Consider the following 20,576-nt stretch of genomic DNA (forward strand, 5'->3'; position numbering starts at 1 on the left):
CGTCGCCAGGTTCATTCGTGAGCAACGGGAGCTTGAAGAGACGAATCCTGCCCAGCCAGAACCTGCAACAATATCCTGACAAACTATGTTGTGCCAAAAGGGTACAGGAACATCCTGTACCCTGACCCACCATGCAAGCTGCTCACCTGCCCCCGCCTCCACCCAACACCTTGTAGAGCGTTACCAGATTGTTCAGACGCGCCAGACGGGTACTGATCAGGTTCAGCTGTGCCCCGTACAGGGAGCGCTGGGAGTCCAGCACCGTCAGGAAACTGTCCACCCCTTTGTCAAAGCGGGCCTGGGAGAGTGTATAGCTTTCGGCGGTGGCGTTGGTAAGCGACTGCTGGGCAGCCACCTGGTCATCGATGGTCCCCCGCTGGGCCAGGGCGTCGGCCACCTCACGGAAGGCGGTCTGAATGGCCTTCTCGTACTGGGCCACGGCGATGTCACGATCCACTTCGGACACGGTCAGATTGGCCCGGTTGCTGCCGCCGTCAAAGATCGGGAGCGTGATCTGCGGCGCGAACTTCCAGGCAAAGGAGCCGGGCTTGAACAGACCAGCCAGGTCATCTGTACCGAAACCGATGGATGAAACCAGGGTGATGCGGGGGAAAAAGGCGGCCCTGGCCGCGCCGATATTGGCGTTGGCCCCCTTAAGAACGCCTTCGGCCTGGAGGATGTCGGGACGTCCCAGCAGCACATCGGACGGCAGTCCGGGAGCAAGGTCCCTGAGCGCGGTCAGTGACAGGGAAAGCGATTGCGGAAGCAGTTCAGCCGGTACGATCGAGCCGACTACCAGGGCCAGGGCATTTTCGTCCTGGGCCACCAGGGTGGTGAAGCGGGCGATATCCACACGCGCCGTATCCACGGTGGTCTGGGCCTGATTCACGGTGAGCTGGGACGTGACTCCGGCCTCGAAGCGGCTTCTGGTCAGCTTGAACGACTCCAGCTGGTTTGTCAGCGTATCCTTGGCAAATTGCAGCCGCTCACGGTCGGCTGCCAGCGCCAGATAGGCGGCGGCGACCTGTGCAACCAGACTGATCTGAACACTGCGCTGCGCCTGCTCAGTGGCCAGGTACTGCTCCAGGGCCTGGTCCTTGAGACTGCGCACCCGGCCGAACAGATCCAGCTCATAGGAACTGACGCCCAGACCGACGCTGTACTGATCAGACCGAGTGGCCCGTCCGCTGGAGGAAAAGGATTCCGGTATGCGCTGAAAACTGGCAGCAGCGTTAGCGTCTACCTTCGGCAGCAGATCGGAGCTCCGGATCTGGTACTGGGCCCGGGAACGCTCGATGTTGAGGGTGGCGACCCGCAGGTCGCGGTTATTCTCCAGGGCCAGGGCGATCAGCGTGCGCAACTGTTCGTCCACGAAGAACTCCCGCCAGGGGATCTCGGCCAGCGGCTTCTGCGCTGGAGCGGCGGCAGACTGATAGGCCGGACCGCTGGGCCAGGCCGCCGGAACCGGGGCAACCGGCTGGGTGTATGTGGGGGCCATGGTCGCGCAGCCGCCAAGGAAAAGTACCGCGCCCAGAGGGAGAAACAGGACTGTCATCATCCGTCGTACAGGGTTCATATCAGTTTACCTCCGAAGCGGTGACTGCTTTTGGTTCTTCTGCGTGAGGTTTGTATTTCTTCTTTCCGAACATTCGGGAAACCAGGACAAAGAAGAACGGAATAAAGATCAGGTCGATAAAGGTCGCCGACAACAATCCTCCGGTGACCGCAGTTCCGATGGCGTTCTGGGCGGAAGCACCGGCCCCTTTGGTCAGCGCCAGCGGCAGGGTGCCGAAGAAGAAGGCCAGCGAGGTCATGATGACCGGCCGCAGCCTGATCTTGACCGCCATCAGCGTCGCTTCCACCAGTTCATGCCCCTGATGCATCTGGTCCTTGATGAACTGGATGATCAGGATGGCGTTCTTGGTGGAAAGGCCGACCGTCGTCAGCAGTCCGATCTGCAGATACACATCGTTGGGAAACACCCGCAGCTTGACCGCGACAACTGCACCCACCAGCCCCAGCGGCAGCATCAGCAGGTTGACGAAGGGGATGGTCCAGCTCTCGTACAGAGCCGCCACGGAGAGGAACACCACCAGCAGGGAGATGGCATACAGGGCCGGTGCCTGGGCCCCGGCATTCCGTTCCTCGTAGGAGAGGCCGGTCCATTCATAGCCGATGCCGGGCGGCAGCTGGGCCACCATCTTTTCCACTTCGTCCATGGCTTCGCCGGTACTGATGCCGGGTGCGGCCTGTCCCAGAACCTCCACAGCCGATATGCCGTTGTAACGCTCCAGGCGGGGCGAGCCATACTGCCAGCGGGCGGTGGCAAAGGCGGAAAACGGTACCATCTCCCCTTGTTTATTGCTGACATACCAGCTGTTGATATCCTCCGGCAGCATGCGGTATTTGGCGTCGGCCTGGAGGTAAACCTTCTTGACCCGGCCGTTCTGAATAAAGTCGTTGACATAGGTGCTGCCCCAGGCCGTAGAGAGGACGCTGTTGATATCAGCCTGGGAAACCCCCAGAGCTCCGGCCCGCACGTCGTCGATGTCGAGCTTGAACTGGGGCGAATCATCCTGACCGTTGGGGCGCACTGCTACCAGTTTCTTGTTTTTCATGGCCATGCCCAGCAGCTGATTGCGCGCCTCCATCAGCTTTTCATGCCCCAGGCCGCCACGATCCTGCAGCTGCAGGTCGAACCCGTTGGCCACTCCCAGTTCGAGTACTGCCGGTGGTGAGAAGGCAAAGGCGAGTCCATCCCTGAATTTCGAGAATGCCCCCATGGCCCGGCCGGCAATGGCCGACGCCTTCATATCGGGGCTCTTGCGCTGGTCCCAGTGTTTGAGCCTGACAAAGGCCAGCCCCATGTTCTGGCCGCGACCGGCAAAGCTGAAGCCGGCCACGGTAATGACGCCTTGCACGGTTTTCGACTCTTTCTCCAGGAAATGCTGTTCCAGCTGTCGGATGACCTGGATGGTCCGCTCCTGGGTGGCGCCGGCCGGCAACTGGACCTGGCAGATGATAAAGCCCTGATCCTCATCCGGCAGGAATGAGGTGGGAAGCTTCATGAAGAAGAAGGCCATGGCGGCCACAATGCAGCCATAGACCACCAGATAGCGTACCGGCTTGCCGAAAGAGCGCCCGACGATCCCTTCATACTTGGCCCGGCAGAAATCGAATGCCCGGTTGAAGTAGCGGAAGAATTGGCAGAACCAGCCGCACTCCCCGGGCGTGTGCCCTTTTTCCACCGGTTTGAGCAGGGTGGCACAGAGCGCCGGGGTCAGGATCATGGCAACCAATACGGACAGGATCATGGCCGAGATGATGGTAATGGAGAACTGGCGGTAGATGACGCCGGTGGAGCCGGGAAAGAAGGCCATGGGAAGGAAGACCGCCGTCAGTACGGTGGCGATGCCCCACAGGGCGCTGGTGATCTGCCCCATGGATTTGATGGTGGCATCATGGGGCGACAGCCCCTCCTCGGACATGATCCGCTCCACGTTCTCCACGACCACGATGGCGTCATCCACCAGCAGGCCGATGACAATCACCAGAGCGAACATGGTCAGGGTGTTGATGGAGTACCCGCAGACCGCCAATACACCCATGGTGCCCAGAAGGACCACCGGTACCGCGATGGTTGGGATCAGCGTGGCGCGGATGTTCTGCAGAAAAAGGAACATGATGATAAAGACCAGGAAGACCGCCTCGATCAGGGTCTGAACTACCTCTTCAATGGAGATCTTGACGAAGGGGGTTGAGTCGTAGGGATAGACCACCTTCATGCCGGGGGGGAAGTATTTGGACAACTCCGCCATCTTGGCTTTGATCCGGTCACCGGTTTCCAGGGCATTGGCGCCGGACGCCAGGCGGATCGCCATGCCACCCAATGGCTTGCCGTTGTAATAGGACTGAATCTCGTAGTTCTCGGTGCCGATCTTGCTTTCGGCCACATCCCTGAGCTTGACCGTAGAGCCGTCAGGATTGGTGCGCAGGATGATGGCATCGAACTGCTCCGGAGTCGTCAGCAGGGAGCGGGCGTTGATGGTGGCATTGAGTTGCTGTCCCTGGTTGGCAGGGGAGCCGCCGAACTGGCCGGCCGACACCTGGGCATTCTGGGACTGCAGCGCAGCGATGACGTCGTTGGTGGTCATGTGGTAGTTGTTCAGCTTGGCCGGGTTCAGCCAGATGCGCATGGCATTCTGGGTACCGAAAATCATCAGTTCGCCAACCCCCTCCAGGCGGCTGACGATATCCTGGAGGTTTGAGACCATGTAGTCGGTCAGCGTATTGCGATCCATGGAGCCGTCTTCCGATACCAGGCCGACGATCAGCAGGAAGTTTCGGGTGGATTTTACCACCTGAATCCCCGAGCGCTGGACAATCTGGGGCAGGAGCGGCACGGCCAGCTGCAGCTTGTTCTGCACCTGCACCTGGGCGATATTGGGGTCGGTGCCGGCCTTGAAGGTCAGGGTGATGGTCACGGCACCGGCCGAGTCGCTGGTGGACGACATATAGATCAGGTTGTCGATGCCGTTCAGCTTTTGCTCAATGACCTGGGTGACGGTGTCCTGTACGGTCTGGGCCGAAGCGCCCGGATACATGGCATTAATAGCGATCTGCGGCGGCGCGATCGGCGGGTATTGAGAGACCGGCAGTTTCTTGATCGACAGCAGGCCGGCCAGCATGACCATGATGGCAATAACCCAGGCAAAGATCGGGCGATTTATGAAAAATTTAGGCATGGAGCGGCTCCTTATATGACGTTACATGTCCCCTCTCCCTGAGAGAGAGGATTAGGGTGAGTGGGAAACGTGCTGTGCGGCACACTCTCCCCTCATCCGGCCTTCGGCCACCTTCTCCCCGGAGGAGAAGGAAATGTTGTTATTTCTTTGCTGCCGCAGGTTGCGCGGCGCCAGCAGGTGCTGCCGCTGCCGGTGCAGAACCGAACGGCACCGCTTTGACCACGGTTCCCGGCCTTGCCTTCTGCAGCCCCTCCACGATGACACGGTCACCCGCTTTCAGCCCGTCGCTGACCAGCCAGCTGTCGCCAAGCGTACGGACAACCTTGATCGGGCGCGGCTCCACCTTCTCTCCCGCTCCGACGGTCATGACCACGGCCTCGCCTTTCGGATTGCGGCTCACGCCGCGCTGCGGAATGAGAATGGCATTCTCACTTACCCCCTCCTCCAGAATGGCGCGCACAAACATCCCCGGAAGCAGGGTCTGTTTCGGGTTCGGGAAGATCGCCCGCAGCGTAATCGAACCGGTGCTTTGATCGACAGTGACTTCCGAAAATTTCAGGGTGCCGGGCAGCGGATAGGCACTGCCGTCTTCCAGCAGCAGCTTGACCCGCGCCTGGGCGGCACCATTGTTCTTCATCAGGCCGCTGGCAAGGTTCTGCTTCAATTTGAGCAGTTCAGCACTGGACTGGGTGACATCAACATACATGGAACCGAGCTGCTGGATCGTGGCCAGCGCGCCGGTCTGGTTGGCGGTCACCAGCGCCCCGTCGGTGACGGTTGAACGCCCGATCCGTCCGGAAATGGGGGCAGTCACCCTGGTGTAGGCCAGGTTGATCCGGGCGGTTTCCACGGCGGCCTTGGCAGAGGCAACATCGGCCTCGGCCTGTTTGAGCGAGGCCTGGGCATCATCGTTGTCCTGCTGGCTGACCGCCTTGATGGCAACCAGCTCCTGATAGCGCTGGGCCTTGAGCCTAACGGCATTCAAGCTGGCCTCGGCCCTGGCCTCGGCGGCCTTGGCGCTGGCAAAGGCTGCCTGGTACGTCGCCGGGTCGATCTGGTACAGCACCTGGCCGGCTTTGACATCGCCCCCCTCGGTGAAGACCCGTTTCTTGATGATGCCGTTGACCTGCGGCCGGACCTCGGCAATCAGGTTGGGCGCGGTGCGACCGGTCAGCTCCGTCGTCAATGCCACCCGCTGCGGTTTTACCACCACAATACCCACTTCAGGGGTGGGTGCCTGCGGCGGGGCAGCCTTGGGCTTACTGCAGCCGGTGACCAGAATACTGAAGGCAAGGATTCCAACACTGGCAAATAATGCTGTTCTGTACGTGATTTGCATAGACACCTCTGAGAATAGTGTGAAAATGAATGTTCATTTTTAAATATATAATCAAAAACCTTATTGCAGCCCGTTGCCCGTGTTCAGCGCTTGATGCCGTCCCAGCAAGCCTCGATGGTCCGATGGATCAGGGCTTCATCCAACTCGACAAAACCGAGAATATGATCCCGGGCCACGGATAATACCGGGCCGAAAAAGAGGGCGAACAGTATCACCAAGGGCAGGTCCTTCAGGATCTGCTGGGTTATGCCCAACTCGAACAGCTCTCTGAACACATTGCAGCCGCTGGTCGTCGTGCCCAGGATCTTATCCCGCCTGAATTCCACGCCATAGGGAGAGTTATGGAACTGCTCCAGATAGCGAAAAACCAGCGGATTGCGGATAAAATGGTGCAACAGCTCCGTACCCAGATGCAGAAAGCGCTCGCGGAACGGCTTTTCGACCGAGTACCCCTCCTGCAGAGCCACTAGGATATTCTTCTCGATATCTGCATACAGCTCATTTATCAGCACGTCCTTGTTCTCGAAGTAGCGGTAGATCGTTCCGGCAGCGACATTGGCCCGCTCGGCGATCATTGCCATGGGTGCGCCGTGGAAGCCGTTTTCAGCTATCAGCTCCAGAGCGGCATGCACTATTTCTTCCCGTTTGTCCGGCTTGATCATATAGCGTCTCCCAGAAATTGAATGAACGTTCATTCCAAGTTACCCGCATTCCACTCTTTCTGTCAATTTATTTTCTAGAGGCTGATCGTATACGACATCACGACCGGTACATGCAGTTTTCAAAGCAGCCCTGCAACAGGTAACAGGCAGCGATGACTCAGCTTCCTGGTTGATAAATCCGGTGATTCCTGCTACCACGTTGAAAAACATTCAGGCAGAACTGCGGATACGCAAGGAGTATGACCATGGATCAGAGGAAACTGGGAACACAGGGATTGAGCGTATCGGCCCAGGGGTTGGGATGCATGGGGATGTCGGAATTCTACGGGGTGCGGGACGAGGAGGAATCCATCGCCACCATCCACCGCGCTCTCGATCTGGGGGTCACCCTGTTCGACACCTCGGATGCCTACGGCCCCTTTACCAACGAGGAGCTGGTCGGCAAAGCGTTGCGCAACAGACGGGATCAGGTGGTGATCGCCACCAAGTTTGGTATCCAGAGGAGTGCCGACCCGGGCTTCCGCGGCATCAGCGGCAGGCCCGAGTATGTGCGCAGTGCCTGTGACGCCTCGCTCAAGCGCCTGGGCATGGACCACATCGACCTGTATTACCAGCACCGGGTGGACGCCGACGTGCCGATCGAGGAGACCGTGGGGGTCATGGCCGATCTGATCACGGCCGGCAAGGTGCGCTATCTGGGGCTGTCCGAGGCATGTGTCCAGACCATCACCCGCGCCCACGCTGAACATCCGATCAGCGCCCTGCAGAGCGAGTACTCCCTCTGGAGCCGCGATCCGGAAGACGAACTGCTGGCAACCCTGCGGGAGCTGGGGATCGGCTTTGTGGCCTACAGCCCGCTGGGGCGCGGCTTCCTGACCGGACAATTGAAAAGCCCCGATGCATTTGCAGCCGACGACTACCGCCGTACGTCACCCCGCTTTCAGGGAGAGAACTTTTCGAAAAACCTGGAACTGCTGGATCGGGTCCAGGCCATCGCCGCACGCAAAGGGATCACTCCCGGCCAGCTGGCCCTGGCTTGGTTGATGGCCCAGGGCAACGATATTGTGCCGATACCGGGCACCAAGCGCAGAACGTTCCTGGAGGAGAATATTGCCGCCGGCACGATCTCCCTCAGCGCAACCGAACGGGCCGAGATCGACGAAATGCTGCCCAGGGGAGCGGCGAGCGGCGAACGATACCCGGCGGCCATGATGCCGCTCGTCAACCGCTGATGCGACTTCTTATCTGCACCCGTATGATCGATATAACCAGGCGATACACGTTCCTGAAATACCTGCTGCTGGCCGGACTATTCTTGCTGGCGGGCTGCTCTGTAACGCGGCCGACCGTACCACCGGACGGCACAATGACCTGTTCGACAGCTCCCGGTGAACAGCCTCACCAGTATGCGCCGGATGACTGCCGGAAGGAAATCTGCGTTGATGGGCAGCTGCAAAGCATCGAAAAGCTGACTGAATCCGCGCCGGTCTCCGACTGGGCCGAAGAGGCCTACTGCCTGATCCACCCCCTGGATTGCTTCAGGGCATTGTCCGTCAAAAGGCACGTCCGGAAGTGGGAGCAGGACAAGGCCGACGAAGGGCTGTGGGATCGCGCCTCGCTACAAAGCGGACTCGGGGATGCAGCCCGCCATGCCTATCTGGCCTGCCAACTGACCGAGCAGTTTGGCGGCGCGTTTGCAAAAGGGCTTCTGGACGCCCATGAAGAGGACAGTTCGGTGATGTTCGGATTTGGTAAAGGATCCAGCAGCAACAGATGCTGCGACAAGCTCATGGACCTGCACAACAACCGCATCGGCATGGAGTTGGCGGGACAGCCCGCAGGCTGCGAAACCAGCGCATTGAATGCTCTTCAGCGGCTCAGGCATTCATTATGCGTAAAATGAAACCTCTTTACCTTGTACAAGCGGTAATATGACCACATGCCCATACAACGTTCCCTGACTCCATTCCTGCTGTTGTGCCTGATCGGTTTCGCCGCCTTTTTCAGCTCGTACCTGCGCATCCCGGTTATGCCGCTCTTCGCCGCCACGCTGGGGGCCGGTCCGGCCCAGGTGGGTACGATCAACGGCGCCTTCATGCTGACGGCCGGACTGTTGTCGATTCCCTTCGGGCTGCTGGCCGACCGCACCGGTCGGCGGATGCCGATCATTGCCGGCATCATTGCCACGGCGGCCTCTTCACTGCTGGTGACCCAGTGTCACCAGCCGGGTCAGATGGCCGCCGCCTATATCCTCTTCGGCGCCGGCCTGGCCGCCTTTGCCCCCGGCATGCTTTCACTGGTGGCAGATGTCATGCCTGCCGAACGCCTGGGTCAGGCCTATGGCTGGTACACCACCGCCATTTACATCGCCATGACCCTGGGGCCGGCTTCGGGGGGCTTTCTGGCCAAGGCGGTCGGCCTGCGCCAGGTGTTCTGGATCTCCGGCGGACTGTTGGCAGCGGTTGCCGTTCTGGCACTACTGGTACTGCCCCACGGCCCTCCCCGTCACAAAACCGGCCTGCAGGCCGCCTTGTCAGCCAGTGTCGAGTTGCTGCGCAACCGGCGACTGCTGGCCTGCCTGCTGGCAACCACCGGCAGCTGCATCGGTTTCGGTGTCTTCCTGACCTTTCTCCCGTTGTATGCCGCGCTGCAGGGATGTGATCCGGCCCAGGTCGGACTGGTGTTTGCCGCCCAAGCCATAACCAATGTGGTCGGCAGAGTACCGATCGGCAGACTGGCCGACCGCTGTGATCGCCGCCGGCTGGTTACCGCAGGGCTGATCTGCCTGGCTGTTGCATTGGGTGCCATGGGACAGTCGGCACACCTGGGACAGATGATGGGCTGCGCCGTGGTCATGGGGGTCGGCATGGCCCTGACCTTCACCGCCATCGGCGCCATGATCGCCGAGCTGATCCCGGCCGTGCAGCGCGGGCTGGCCATGGGAATGTACAACAGCTGTATCTATCTGGGGATGATGGCCGGCTCCACGGTTATGGGGCTCGCCCTAAAACGGATCGGCTATCCGCTCGGCTTCGCCGCAGCCGGAGGTGTGGCAGCGCTGACTGTAGTGCTGTTTTTCGTGTTGATGCAGAAAAAGCCGCTGCAGTAACCGCCAGCCTATAAGGTCTGCGTGACAGAGGCGATGGTAACGGCCACTACCGCCCGTGCCCATGCGAATCTCTTCTTCGTGGCATCAAAATCCGGCCCGGAGCTGATGAAGGCCGCCGTACCCTTGATCAGAAATCCGGTACCGGGTCCCATCTTTCCCGCCACCTTGCTGCTGCCCAACGTAATCAGCACCGTGTTGTTGTAGGCAATATTGGCCTCGGTCTTATACATGTAGCCGGCCGGTATCAGCAGGCGTCCATCGGGGGTTGTCTGCACATAACTATTCCAGGTGTTGACCATATGCGGTCCCTCCTGTCCCAAAGTTGCAATGGCAACCACCCCGTCCTGTTTCAGTACATCCAGCATTATTTCCGGAATCATCGTGTCTACCTCCAGTTTATTGATCTAAGGTCAGCTCTTAATAAATCAGGTGTTGTGTCTGCCCTGTCTCATCCTTCCGGGCGTCGGAGGCTGTTCAGGTTTTCCGCGACGCACCGATAGTACGAGGCCGGCCAGGGCAAGCAGCCCGCAGAGCCAGCCAAACCAGTCTCCCAGCACCCCGTAGACCGTGCCCCCGCGCATCATCGGCACCCGTTCGACCAGCGTTTCCCGGGTCCAGATTCCACTGCGCGCAACGATGCGGCCGAGCGGGTCCACGAATGCAGAGATACCGGTATTGGTTGAACGTACCAGCGAGCGGCGGTGCTCGATCGAGCGGAAACTTGCCAGGGCCAGGTGTTCCAGCGGTTCGGTGGTTTTACCGTACCAGGAATCGTTGGTCAGGTTGATCAGCACGTCAGGTTTGCGCCGGTCGAGCCCGCCCTGCATCAGGGAGCGGATGTGGCCGGGAAAGATGTCCTCGTAGCAGATGTTCACCGACAGCAGGTGTTTTCCGAACAACAGCGGCTCACGGATATCACCGGGTTGGAACCTGCCCCTGACCGGCAGCAGTGAGTACAGGGACGGAAAGGTCTCGCCCAGCGGAATGTACTCGCCGAAGGGGACCAGCACGATCTTGTCATAGCTGCCGAGAATCCGGCCATCGCCATCCGTGAGCAGGGCCGAGGAACGGGGCAGGTCCGCCCCCCCCTCGCCGGTTCGCAGGACAACACCGAACAGGGTGGCGGTGTGGGTATTGCCGGTCACCTCCGTCGGCAGGCTGCTCTTCTCGCGGGACGGCAGGTTGACCCCAAGGACGGATTCCGGCCAGACGATCAGGTCGACGGGGCGACTGGCGACCAGCGAGCGGGACATCTCCTGGTGTTCACTGAGCAGTTTGGTCGTGTCCAGGCGTTTTGCAGTCGCCCCGCGGTTGGTCTGAATCAACCCGATGGTCAGCTTTTCGGCCACCCCGATCTGACGCTCCACGTCCCGGATACGCAGCTGGCCGTAGATCAGCACCGCGGCCATAACCGCTGCGCAGAACAGCAGCTGGCGGGCAGCGATGCGCCGCTGCCCGAACCACTGTTCAAGCGCAAAATAGAGCGTGGAATTGAGATAGACAACGAGAAAGGTAACCCCCAGGATGCCGGTTAGATCCGCTATCTGGGTCAGAAGATAGAGCTGGTACTGGCTGGCGCCCAGGTAGTTGGGGAATATTTCGGGCCAGAACTTCTCCAGCGCGGTCCAGAGCACCGGTGCGATCCAGACCACACTCCAGCCGGTAGCGCGGGTGATCAGCCGCGTGCCGCCCGCCCAGGCGGCAAAAACGATGCCGTTGGCCGCGGCCAGCAGCAGCAGTCCGAGGGCGGCAGTTGGCCAGGGCATGCCTGCGAACTGCTGGAACATATGGATGGCCCAGTAGAAACCGCCGATGTTCATGACGATGCCGGCCAGCCAGCCGATGCAGAAGGCCCGTCCCGGGCTCTGATCCCGGATCGCCCACAGGACCGGCACGAGGCAGAACCATTCCAGGTAGAACTGGTCAAAGCCGGCGTAACCCAGAAACACGAGCAGACCGCCCGCTATCGCGGCAATCCAGGGGAGTGTAGTTTTCAGGGGATGGCTGGTCGGCATGGTCTGTCCTTATGCGGATAATGGTGTCATGGCTTTGACCTGCCGGGTTTTATGCGCAGTTCGTAAGCCAGTTGGGACATCAGTTCTTTTCTTGCTTTTTGAGATGTGGAGCTGTGAACTTCCATTTCTCCCAACATTATTCCCGGTCGCTGGTTTTCCCGGCAATCGCATTGGCAGTCGCTATATTTGCACAGCACTACTTCCTGTGTGGCGGTTTAGGCCCGCCAATTGAAATCGGGGCAGGAAAATCGGCATCCGGTTCAGGCCACTTTTTTTGATTGATCTGTCCAAAAAGTCCGGCTAGAGATTTTTTCAACTCTTTATAAGCCGCGATCGTGGGCGCACTCGCAAACCCGATTTCCAGGCCTGCAGTCAGGTCGTGATTCTGAAGTCTGAATCCCATCGAAAAAGAGAACTTGGTATTTTGGGGAAATCCTTCTTCGTCTGCCATCATGTCGTCGAAATTGGGGTAGTCTTTCGCGATCGACCATTTCACGAGCTTGAGGTCGGGATACCGCTTACGCCGCTCACTGAAACATCGTTCAACACCCTCTTCCGCAGCTTTGATCAGCGCTGCATGTTCGCGTCGAAATTCAGCCTCTTCCTCGCGAATTCTTTGCTGCAACTTGGCAGGGTCACGTTCAGACCAGTGCTTATACACCATCGAGGAGATCGACAACCGGTACCATTCTTTTTCCATTTTTGCGCTGTTGGGGCCGCTCGTAAAAGCCTCCTTTGGAAATATCGCACACAGAGCTACCAGTATCACCAAACCGATCCGGAAGGCACGTCGAAAAGCGATACGACTGAAATTGAATGTCAAATTTTCCATATAGGTACGAGGGGTACGCTGGTTACCACCCTCGAAAACTCCTTATGCCACACCTGCCCCGGAGTATGATGTCGGTTTGCTCTCGCAATTATTAGATGCCTCTTTTACGGGCAAAAACGGGGCTCCAAGGCCACAAACAGGGCTGCCTACCGCCCATTAGTTTCAACATTACAGCTGGTGGTTAGCTTGGCCCGACCCAAGCTGCTTTCCTAATCGCCTGATTCATTCAGTCGCAATAGCCGGTGCCCTTCAAATACGGTAAGTATGTCGATTCGATCACCATTCAATCGGTAGACAATGCGATATCCTCGGTAAATAAGCTCTCGAATATCAGGATTACCTATTTCCGGCACAGTCCTTCCGCTTCTCGGATTGTCAGCCAAAATTGCTTCAGTCTGGTCAATTAGGGTATCAACAAACTGAACAGCGCGCTCTACACTGTCACGTGCAATAAACTCCTCTATATCAACCAGATTTTCTCCAGCTTCCTGTGACCATGTTACGTTCATGGATTACCCGCACTTCTTCGGGCTCGCAGGGCTTTTCGCAATTCATCTGTGGTTTGGGTACGCCCGCTTTCAACGTCTTCAATCCCCTTCTCAACAGAGTCAAGAAAAGATTTTCGGTAAACCAGTTCATCGTAATCCGCAGCAGACAACAGTACACCAGCTGGTTTGCTGTTTTGGGTAATGATAAGTGGATGTCCGGATGTCTGAAGTGTTTTGAACCACTTTGAAATATTGGTTTTAAATTCTGCAATTGGAACAATGTCATTACTGATTGAAATAGCTCTCATTGTATTACCTCCTTGATACGTATCCCTTGATGGTCAAAATATAGACCAATAAAGCGACCAATACAAGTGCTGGATTTCATGCTTCGCTCAACTCAGTATTCACCGGTTCACGTGCACGCGCGTGAACCGGTGATCTCCCCAAATGGGGAGCTATATGGGGACGGGCTGATTATTTTTGCCCCTTTTACAACCTTTTTCCGATAGATCAAGTTGTCAGCAAAATTTGTATTGACGAATATATACCGAGTTGATATGTTCTGTATAGACAGACCAAGGAGAACCTGCATGGATGTTTCTATTGTGGATAATTTTATCGATTCCTGGGGGTCAATGGGGTCACTTTGGGGCGTGAATACATCTGTAGCAAGGGTCCATGGCCTCTTGATCGCCACGGAAACACCATGGTGCCTAGATGACATTGCTCAAAGACTCACCATGAGTAAGAGTAATGTAAGTACGAGCCTCAAGGAATTGCGTTCGTGGAGCGTAATTCGCAAGACCTTTGTCACTGGTGATCGGCGTGAATTCTATGTTTGCGAGCCGGACGTCTGGAAAATGCTGTTCAATATCATGAGGGAACGCAAGAAGCGGGAGTTCGACCCGATTGTTACGAGCATCCAAGAAACGCTTGAGAGCGCTAAAGCCTCACCAGACGGCATTGCACTTGAACGGTTGAAACAGATGGAGCAGATGTTACAAACATTCGACACGCTTGCTGTAAAACTCCTATCAGGCGAGAGCCAGGCGCGCGCTGTTATTTCGTTTTTTATGGGTCGCACATAATTTTTTTGACACTTCTGTTCTGCAATTACAGAACATACAGAACCAACAGTACAAAACACATCACATCGGGAGGTTGCTATGAAATCAGAACTTCATGTTGTTACCGGGGCGTTCGGTTATTCAGGCAAATATATTGCGCATCGCCTGCTTGACGCCGGATACAGGGTGAGAACCATAACCAGCCGTCAAAGCCGCCCAGACTATTTTGGCGGTTGCGTTGAGAAAAGGCCTTTAGATTTCCGCAATCACTCGCAATTGGTCAATTCACTGGCGGGGGCCACAGTCCTGTACAATACGTATTGGGTGCGTTTCAACCATTCGACATTTACTCATTCAGAAGCGGTGGAAAATACCATGCGGCTCTTTGAGGCAGCGAAAGAAGCAGGCGTTGAACGTGTGGTACACGTCAGCATCACCAACCCTTCAGAAGATTCCCCACGGGAATATTTCAGTGGCAAGGGGAGATTGGAACGTGCGCTGAAAGAATCGGGCCTGTCCTACGCCATTCTGCGACCGACTGTGCTGTTTGGTAAGGAGGACATCCTGATCAACAATATGGCATGGGTGTTACGTCGTTTCCCGGTAGTAGGCGTTTTTGGTGATGGCTCTTACCGTCTCCAACCGATATATGTTGACGACTTGGCTCGCCTTGCAGTTGAGCAGGGTGAATTGAGAGAAAATGTGACAATCAATGCGATTGGCCCGGAAACGTTTACCTATCGTGAACTATTGGCTACTATCGGCAAAATTCTACATATTCAACGACCGATTATAGGGATTCCTCCATGGCTTGGCCACCTGAGCGGATTTGTGATCGGTCGGATTGTTGGGGATGTAATAATTACGAAAGAAGAAATCAAAGGCTTGATGGCAGATTTACTCTATGTAAATGACAAACCTGCCGGCACGACTCGTCTGACGGACTGGATGCGGGATCATGCCGATACACTCGGTATTGTATATGCCAGCGAACTGGCTCGACGGGTGTGAATACCAACGGGTTTGAAGCTGACCCGCCTTCGGCTGGTCTTACTGATGGTTGGGCATTTTAGTTTCATTCCACGTGGGGGGCCACGAAAGCAAGCCTACTATCACGCGGTAAAGTTGACAAGTTGGTCAGTCAAATTCATTAATCCATTTAATTGCTTCAGTTCGATCCCGGAAGACCTTCATAACTGGTGGAACGGATTGTATTGAAGCATATGTTTCATACATTCGCAAAAGACCAAACTCCACATCTACTGAGCCTACATATGCAGTTCTTTTGTGTCTAGCTCACTTTTTTACCATTTGTGCGATACGAGTCATGTCACTAGCGCTAAGATTTAAATTGCTTCCGTTATTAAAATTCCACAGCACACCTTTAGAGATATTGCAATATTGACTGCTTATAATATCAAGCACCTCATCAAGAGTACTCTTGCCTTCCAATATGAACTCAACAATAGAGCCTGGTTCGACAATATTAGTTTTAATCATATTAGATTTCCTTTCCTGTTCAACGGGGTAGAGGGTCTGCGCGGAAAAAGCGGGACAGAATTATTTTGGGAATTAAACAGATCTGTCCCGCTTTACTGCGTTTTCCATATAGGCGACGAGGTGGACTCAGAACGGGCTTTCATAGCGCCTCCGTTGCGGCTCATTGGCTTTCCAGGCTGTGAATCGGCATGCAATATTGACCCACTTAGGGGGATAATCGGCGTCCAAAATTGACCCACCTCAGCACCTTCCTCCATACTCTCTGGAACCAACCAGAGAGAGGAGTACCGAAAGGAGATGCTGAACGTGGAAACCATCCGCAAAGTCCGTCACGCCCACTACCGAGATGGCAAAGGCATCCGGGAGATAACCCGCGAATTCAACCTTGCCAGGAACACCGTCAGAACCATCCTCCGCACCGGCATGACCGACCAGAAGTACGTAAGGACTGAACAGCCACGTCCGAAGCTCGGCTCCTTTGAAGCCAGCCTTTCTGAATGGCTGGCTGAGGACAACAGCAAGCCTGTTCGCCATCGCAGAAGCTCTCAGATCCTGTTTGAGCAGCTACAGCGTGCAGGATACGAAGGAGGCTATGACAGCGTCCGCCGCTATGTGAGCAACTGGAAGAAAGCAGACGGCACGGCTGCTGTAAAGGCCTTCATACCCCTTGCCTATGACCCTGGTGACGCTTTCCAGTTCGACTGGAGTTACGAGAAGGTCGAACTCGGTGGTGTCCCCGTAGAGATAAAGATCGCCCACTTCCGCCTGTGTCACAGCCGCAAACCGTTCTGTGTCGCCTATACCCGTGAAACTCTTGAGATGGTCATGGATGCCCATGTCCGGGCCTTCGAGTTCTTTGGCGGTGTCTGCAGGCGAGGCATCTACGACAACCTGAAGACGGTAGTTACCAAGGTGCTGATGGGCAAAGACCGGGTGTTCAACCGTCGCTTCCAGAACCTGGCCTCCCACTACCTGTTTGAACCGGTAGCCTGTACGCCAGCCGCAGGTTGGGAGAAGGGACAGGTCGAGAACCAGGTCGGCGTAGTCAGGAAACGTTTCTTTGCCCAGCGTAGGCGGTTCAAGGACGTGGCTGAGTTGAACGAATGGCTACTGGACCAGTGCCGCAATCACGCCGCCACTTTCAAGCATCCCGAGCTCAGGACCAGAACCATTGACGAGGTGTTTGCCGAAGAGCGCAACCGTCTGCTGAGTATGCCGTCTCCGTTTGATGGTTATCAGGAAAGCGTTGCGCGTGTGTCGCCGCAGCTCCTGATCAGCTTCGACCGCAACCGTTACAGCGTCAATGCGATGGCTGTCGGTAAAACAGTCTCAGTACGTGCATACGCAAGCCGGGTGATCATCGTAATGAACGGCACAACGGTTGGAGTCCACGACCGTAACCTCAGTCGTGACAAGGTCATCTACGACCCCTGGCATTATATCGCCGTACTGGAGCAGAAACCGGGAGCCTTGCGAAACGGTGCCCCCTTCAAGGAATGGGATCTGCCGGAATCGATGGGTGAGGTCAGAAAGATACTGGCGGAACGCAGCGACGGAGATCGCCAGTTCGTGGGGATATTGAGCGTCGTCCGTCGTTATGGCTTGGAAGCCGTGGCAGAAGCGTGCGCCAAATCGATAGCCGACAAGACGGTCAGCAGCGATGTCATACTCACCATTCTGTCACGCACACACGATGAGCCGCAACCGGAACCGCTGCAGCCGTCAGCACAGTTGCCGCTGCTCAGGTTGGTCCCGGTGGTGGACTGTTACCGCTATGACCGCCTCCTCTCGGGAGGTGCCTATGGTACTGCGTGACCGACTGATGGAAGCCATCGGGACGCTCGGACTGTACGGAATGAAGTCCATCCTTGATGAGGTGCTGGCGGCAGGGATAAAGAGTCGGGCCACTCCGGACAAGATACTGTGCGACCTCCTGGAAGCGGAGATGGCGGAGAGGAAGTTAAGAAGCATCCGTTACCGCATGAGTCTGGCCAGGTTCCCGGTAGACAAGGATCTCGACCGGTTCGAGTTCGCAGCCACACCAGTCAATGAGATGCAAGTCAGAACCCTCTATGATGGCAGCTTCCTGTCCGATCACAGCAACATCATCATGGTCGGCGGTACCGGAACCGGCAAGACGCACCTTGCCATCTCCATAGCTCGGCAGAGTATCAGAAATGGCAGGAAAGCCAGGTTCTTCAACGTACTGGATCTGGTGAACCAGTTGGAGCAGGAGAAACTCGACAACCGGGGTGGCAAGCTGGCGGAACACCTGGCAAGGCATGACCTGGTTGTCCTTGACGAACTGGGTTACCTGCCATTCTCCAAGAACGGCGGCCAACTCCTGTTCCACCTGATCTCGAAGCTTTACGAGAGAACATCGCTGATCATAACAACCAACCTGACGTTCGGCGAATGGCCACAGGTATTCGGGGATGGAAAGATGACGACAGCCCTGCTGGACAGGATCACTCATCACTGCGAGATAGTGGAAACCGGAAATGAAAGCTGGAGAATCAGAACGAGGATAAACAACTAAAAACTACTGCTGGGGTGGGTCAAAATTGAACGCCTATAGCGGGTCAAAATTCAATGCCGATTGACATTCCAGGCCGAAAGGATCCGAATTGTTTGTTCCCTGTAGGTGTAGACAATCATCAGGATTCGGGTTTTGCTGCCAGTGATGCAATGCGGATTGCAAGGCGGCAAGTGCCTTTTCCCTCGGGAGGTCGAGAACAAAAGTGTCAAGGTAGAACAGGTTAGGATTGGAATTTCCGGTTAAGTTCCATTGCAAGGCGTTCCTCTTAGTTGTGTCAAAACAGGGGGAAGTAACCAAGGTAAGCTCTATAGCCCAATTAAAGCTGTTATCCTTTCCGTGGACTCTTATGATTTGCATCTTCTCGATCAGTTGCCATGGCAATACATCAGCATCCTTGGTAAATGCTCTTCCGAATTTGTAATAAATATGAATTCCGTCAGAACTTATTTTCAACACAGTCGCCGGAGCTATCAGGAGTTGAATACCTCGGAGTAGGACAATAATTGAGACACACATAAGCGACCATGCAATCCAAGAGTATTTATACTCGATGGCGTTTTTAGCTAGTGCCAAGACCAAAGGCACTCCGACAGCGAGGCTTACGACGATAAACATACATGAAGGTATTCGACTGTACTTTATGATCATAGTTCATCTTCTCGCTGTTATATTCTGCCAACCAGGCGGGAGATCACCGGACGGGGGCCTTATAAGGGTTGGACTTACATGTTTTCAATTGGATAGAAATATAGGCTAGCCATTGCTATTCCTACACTGATGGCATTTGCCAAAAACAAAATCCAGAATCCCTTTTTACCAATTTTGCATTTGAATATTTTGGCTAATGTCATGGATTCAACAATTGCATTTATTGCAACAGCCATTAGGTATGTTGCTACCCACGTACCTGGATTAAACGTTCCGACATTAAAAACCTTATACATGACACTGCCGGGAAAAAACTCCCAAGCGATTCCAGCAATTGGAATCAAGGCAATTCCCAACACAGATGAAGCTGTATTTATCACGATGTCGGAAATTACGGCTCGTTTAACTGAAAGCATGAAATACTGACGAAGGAATAAGTACTCTATGATTAAACCGATAACGATTGGCCAAACCGAGAAGAGTCTCGTTTCCAAAAACAATGCCGGCCAAACAACATCTGCATGCGCGGGCACAGCCACCAGCAAGGCTAACAATATCGTGATGATTATTTTCATGTTCATTTTAATTTAGTCAAACTCAGTATTGACCGACAACCATTAATCTCCAGGCAACGTGCAATACAATTAATGCACACTTATCACACGGTCGCGGTACTACTGTCAACGTCTCTCATGCCCTTCTATCACCGGCACCAGAACAAAATACAACATCTAACGACAAGCAGGATTGACAAAGATTCCGAAGAATCTACAGGGACGGGCTACTTTTTATTGCAGGCTTAATACTATCGGGTTTTATAGCGCTCAGAAGTTCAGCAGCTACTCCGATCGCTCCGGTCAGGTTTGCATCCGTCAGGTCTGCTCCGGTCAGGTTTGCATCCGTCAGGTCTGCTCCTGTCAGGTCTGCGCCGGTCAAATTTATATCAGTCAGGTCTGCATCCGTCAGATTGGCATTGCTCAGGTCTGCTTCCGTCAGGTCTGCATTGGCCAGATTAGCTTTGGAGAGGTTGGCTGACACCAGATTGGCACTGTTCAAGCTGGCACCGGACAGATCAGCATAGCTCAGGTTTGCCATCATGAGATTGACAGCAGTCAGACGGGCAGAGCGTTTATCACAATGGCTCCAGTCAACATCCGCTAATGGCGGGTTACCACAAGATGCACCTACAGGGAACTATGTGAAAGCGATCCCAACACGACAGCGGCAATGGCCAACAGATGAAGATTGAAGGCGGATTGAGCAGAATTAATACGTTGTAGAGTTTTTACCATCATCTTAAGAGCGGCCTATCTATATGATCCTGTACCAATGAAGCATTACAATGGGAACTGAAATTAATGCCGCAGTGGCTATATTTCCCAAAACAGATAAGGTCAGTTTTGCTGTTTTGGCGAAATTTGTATTCTGTGAAGCTGCAATAAGCAGTGGTGACGTGATCATTGACAGGACATACCCGCCCCAGATGGCTGCACTGATTGACAACCACATAGTCGGTGATCTGTAGCCGATATATATCAGCAGTACAGCTGCAATAAATTTCAGTCCCCAATACTGCAATCTGTTTCCCTGGTTTTCATTGGCATTATTCATGTAATCAAGTTTTCCTCT

Annotated in this window: 21 protein-coding genes and 1 pseudogene; 7 read left to right on the forward strand and 15 right to left on the reverse strand. The window is 55.4% G+C overall.

Annotated elements, in window-relative coordinates; all coding sequences use genetic code 11:
- Window positions 1-142: 142 nt before the first annotated feature.
- From adeC to ACOCF6_RS02870, 4 genes are all read right to left on the reverse strand, one after another.
- On the reverse strand, window positions 143-1,576 hold the full coding sequence (gene adeC / locus ACOCF6_RS02855) for an AdeC/AdeK/OprM family multidrug efflux complex outer membrane factor (protein ID WP_482458877.1): 1,434 nt from the start codon (window positions 1,574-1,576) through the stop codon (window positions 143-145).
- Window position 1,577: 1 nt separating this feature from the next.
- Window positions 1,578-4,745 carry an efflux RND transporter permease subunit gene (locus ACOCF6_RS02860; RefSeq protein ID WP_482458878.1) on the reverse strand — a complete coding sequence of 1,056 codons (3,168 nt, stop codon included), beginning with the start codon at window positions 4,743-4,745 and terminating at the stop codon, window positions 1,578-1,580.
- A gap of 139 nt (window positions 4,746-4,884) precedes the next feature.
- Window positions 4,885-6,084 carry an efflux RND transporter periplasmic adaptor subunit gene (locus ACOCF6_RS02865; protein WP_482458879.1) on the reverse strand — a complete coding sequence of 400 codons (1,200 nt, stop codon included), beginning with the start codon at window positions 6,082-6,084 and terminating at the stop codon, window positions 4,885-4,887.
- A gap of 83 nt (window positions 6,085-6,167) precedes the next feature.
- Window positions 6,168-6,746, reverse strand: coding sequence for a TetR/AcrR family transcriptional regulator (locus tag ACOCF6_RS02870; RefSeq protein ID WP_482458880.1), 579 nt, complete (start codon window positions 6,744-6,746; stop codon window positions 6,168-6,170).
- A 245-nt stretch (window positions 6,747-6,991) separates the two neighbouring features.
- Here ACOCF6_RS02870 and ACOCF6_RS02875 point away from each other — a divergent pair, with 245 nt between their 5' ends.
- Genes ACOCF6_RS02875 through ACOCF6_RS02885 form a run of 3 tightly spaced genes read left to right on the forward strand, consistent with a single transcriptional unit; the run spans window position 6,992 to window position 9,855 of the window.
- The gene (locus ACOCF6_RS02875) at window positions 6,992-7,978 is read left to right on the forward strand and encodes an aldo/keto reductase (RefSeq protein WP_482458881.1); all 987 of its coding nucleotides are present in this window, start codon (window positions 6,992-6,994) and stop codon (window positions 7,976-7,978) included.
- Complete coding sequence (locus ACOCF6_RS02880; protein WP_482458882.1) at window positions 7,978-8,649, forward strand: DUF6973 domain-containing protein; 672 nt, start codon at window positions 7,978-7,980, stop codon at window positions 8,647-8,649. Before ACOCF6_RS02875 ends, ACOCF6_RS02880 begins: the two co-directional genes overlap by 1 nt.
- A gap of 36 nt (window positions 8,650-8,685) precedes the next feature.
- Window positions 8,686-9,855, forward strand: coding sequence for an MFS transporter (locus ACOCF6_RS02885; protein ID WP_482458883.1), 1,170 nt, complete (start codon window positions 8,686-8,688; stop codon window positions 9,853-9,855).
- Between the two features lie 8 nt (window positions 9,856-9,863).
- Here the strand turns inward: ACOCF6_RS02885 and ACOCF6_RS02890 are convergent, their stop codons facing one another.
- The 5 genes from ACOCF6_RS02890 to ACOCF6_RS02910 all read right to left on the reverse strand — a co-directional run bounded on the left by ACOCF6_RS02890 (window position 9,864) and on the right by ACOCF6_RS02910 (window position 13,498).
- Window positions 9,864-10,235, reverse strand: coding sequence for a pyridoxamine 5'-phosphate oxidase family protein (locus tag ACOCF6_RS02890; protein ID WP_482458884.1), 372 nt, complete (start codon window positions 10,233-10,235; stop codon window positions 9,864-9,866).
- A gap of 45 nt (window positions 10,236-10,280) precedes the next feature.
- A complete protein-coding gene (gene lnt, locus ACOCF6_RS02895) occupies window positions 10,281-11,870 on the reverse strand; it encodes an apolipoprotein N-acyltransferase (protein ID WP_482458885.1) in 1,590 nt (529 codons plus the stop codon).
- A 196-nt stretch (window positions 11,871-12,066) separates the two neighbouring features.
- A complete protein-coding gene (locus tag ACOCF6_RS02900) occupies window positions 12,067-12,570 on the reverse strand; it encodes a hypothetical protein (RefSeq protein WP_482458886.1) in 504 nt (167 codons plus the stop codon).
- 341 nt (window positions 12,571-12,911) lie between these two features.
- The gene (locus ACOCF6_RS02905; protein WP_482458887.1) at window positions 12,912-13,211 is read right to left on the reverse strand and encodes a type II toxin-antitoxin system RelE/ParE family toxin; all 300 of its coding nucleotides are present in this window, start codon (window positions 13,209-13,211) and stop codon (window positions 12,912-12,914) included.
- A complete protein-coding gene (locus tag ACOCF6_RS02910; RefSeq protein WP_482458888.1) occupies window positions 13,208-13,498 on the reverse strand; it encodes a type II toxin-antitoxin system Phd/YefM family antitoxin in 291 nt (96 codons plus the stop codon). Before ACOCF6_RS02910 ends, ACOCF6_RS02905 begins: the two co-directional genes overlap by 4 nt.
- A 285-nt stretch (window positions 13,499-13,783) precedes the next feature.
- Between ACOCF6_RS02910 and ACOCF6_RS02915 the strand changes: the two genes are divergently transcribed.
- Both ACOCF6_RS02915 and ACOCF6_RS02920 read left to right on the forward strand, forming a co-directional pair.
- On the forward strand, window positions 13,784-14,281 hold the full coding sequence (locus ACOCF6_RS02915; protein WP_482458889.1) for a GbsR/MarR family transcriptional regulator: 498 nt from the start codon (window positions 13,784-13,786) through the stop codon (window positions 14,279-14,281).
- Between the two features lie 78 nt (window positions 14,282-14,359).
- The gene (locus ACOCF6_RS02920) at window positions 14,360-15,271 is read left to right on the forward strand and encodes an SDR family oxidoreductase (protein ID WP_482458890.1); all 912 of its coding nucleotides are present in this window, start codon (window positions 14,360-14,362) and stop codon (window positions 15,269-15,271) included.
- A 285-nt stretch (window positions 15,272-15,556) separates the two neighbouring features.
- Here the strand turns inward: ACOCF6_RS02920 and ACOCF6_RS02925 are convergent, their stop codons facing one another.
- Complete coding sequence (locus ACOCF6_RS02925; protein ID WP_482458891.1) at window positions 15,557-15,760, reverse strand: hypothetical protein; 204 nt, start codon at window positions 15,758-15,760, stop codon at window positions 15,557-15,559.
- A gap of 297 nt (window positions 15,761-16,057) precedes the next feature.
- Between ACOCF6_RS02925 and istA the strand changes: the two genes are divergently transcribed.
- Window positions 16,058-17,575 carry an IS21 family transposase gene (gene istA, locus ACOCF6_RS02930; protein ID WP_482458892.1) on the forward strand — a complete coding sequence of 506 codons (1,518 nt, stop codon included), beginning with the start codon at window positions 16,058-16,060 and terminating at the stop codon, window positions 17,573-17,575.
- Window positions 17,562-18,299, forward strand: a complete 738-nt coding sequence (istB, locus tag ACOCF6_RS02935) for an IS21-like element helper ATPase IstB (RefSeq protein ID WP_482458893.1) — start codon at window positions 17,562-17,564, stop codon at window positions 18,297-18,299. Before istA ends, istB begins: the two co-directional genes overlap by 14 nt.
- Window positions 18,300-18,332: 33 nt before the next feature.
- Here the strand turns inward: istB and ACOCF6_RS02940 are convergent, their stop codons facing one another.
- The 5 genes and pseudogenes from ACOCF6_RS02940 to ACOCF6_RS02960 all read right to left on the reverse strand — a co-directional run bounded on the left by ACOCF6_RS02940 (window position 18,333) and on the right by ACOCF6_RS02960 (window position 20,558).
- A complete protein-coding gene (locus ACOCF6_RS02940; protein WP_482458894.1) occupies window positions 18,333-18,872 on the reverse strand; it encodes a hypothetical protein in 540 nt (179 codons plus the stop codon).
- A 149-nt stretch (window positions 18,873-19,021) separates the two neighbouring features.
- Window positions 19,022-19,522 (reverse strand): hypothetical protein, encoded by a 501-nt coding sequence (locus ACOCF6_RS02945; RefSeq protein ID WP_482458895.1) that lies wholly within the window; start codon window positions 19,520-19,522, stop codon window positions 19,022-19,024.
- Window positions 19,523-19,715: 193 nt separating this feature from the next.
- A complete protein-coding gene (locus ACOCF6_RS02950; protein WP_482463254.1) occupies window positions 19,716-19,928 on the reverse strand; it encodes a pentapeptide repeat-containing protein in 213 nt (70 codons plus the stop codon).
- Window positions 19,902-20,075 (reverse strand): annotated as a pseudogene (locus tag ACOCF6_RS02955) (pentapeptide repeat-containing protein); the annotation flags it as partial. The pseudogene ACOCF6_RS02955 and the gene ACOCF6_RS02950, both read right to left, overlap by 27 nt.
- Before the next feature lie 183 nt (window positions 20,076-20,258).
- The gene (locus tag ACOCF6_RS02960) at window positions 20,259-20,558 is read right to left on the reverse strand and encodes a hypothetical protein (RefSeq protein ID WP_482458896.1); all 300 of its coding nucleotides are present in this window, start codon (window positions 20,556-20,558) and stop codon (window positions 20,259-20,261) included.
- Window positions 20,559-20,576 lie beyond the last annotated feature (18 nt).

Source organism: Geobacter psychrophilus, assembly GCF_056821595.1.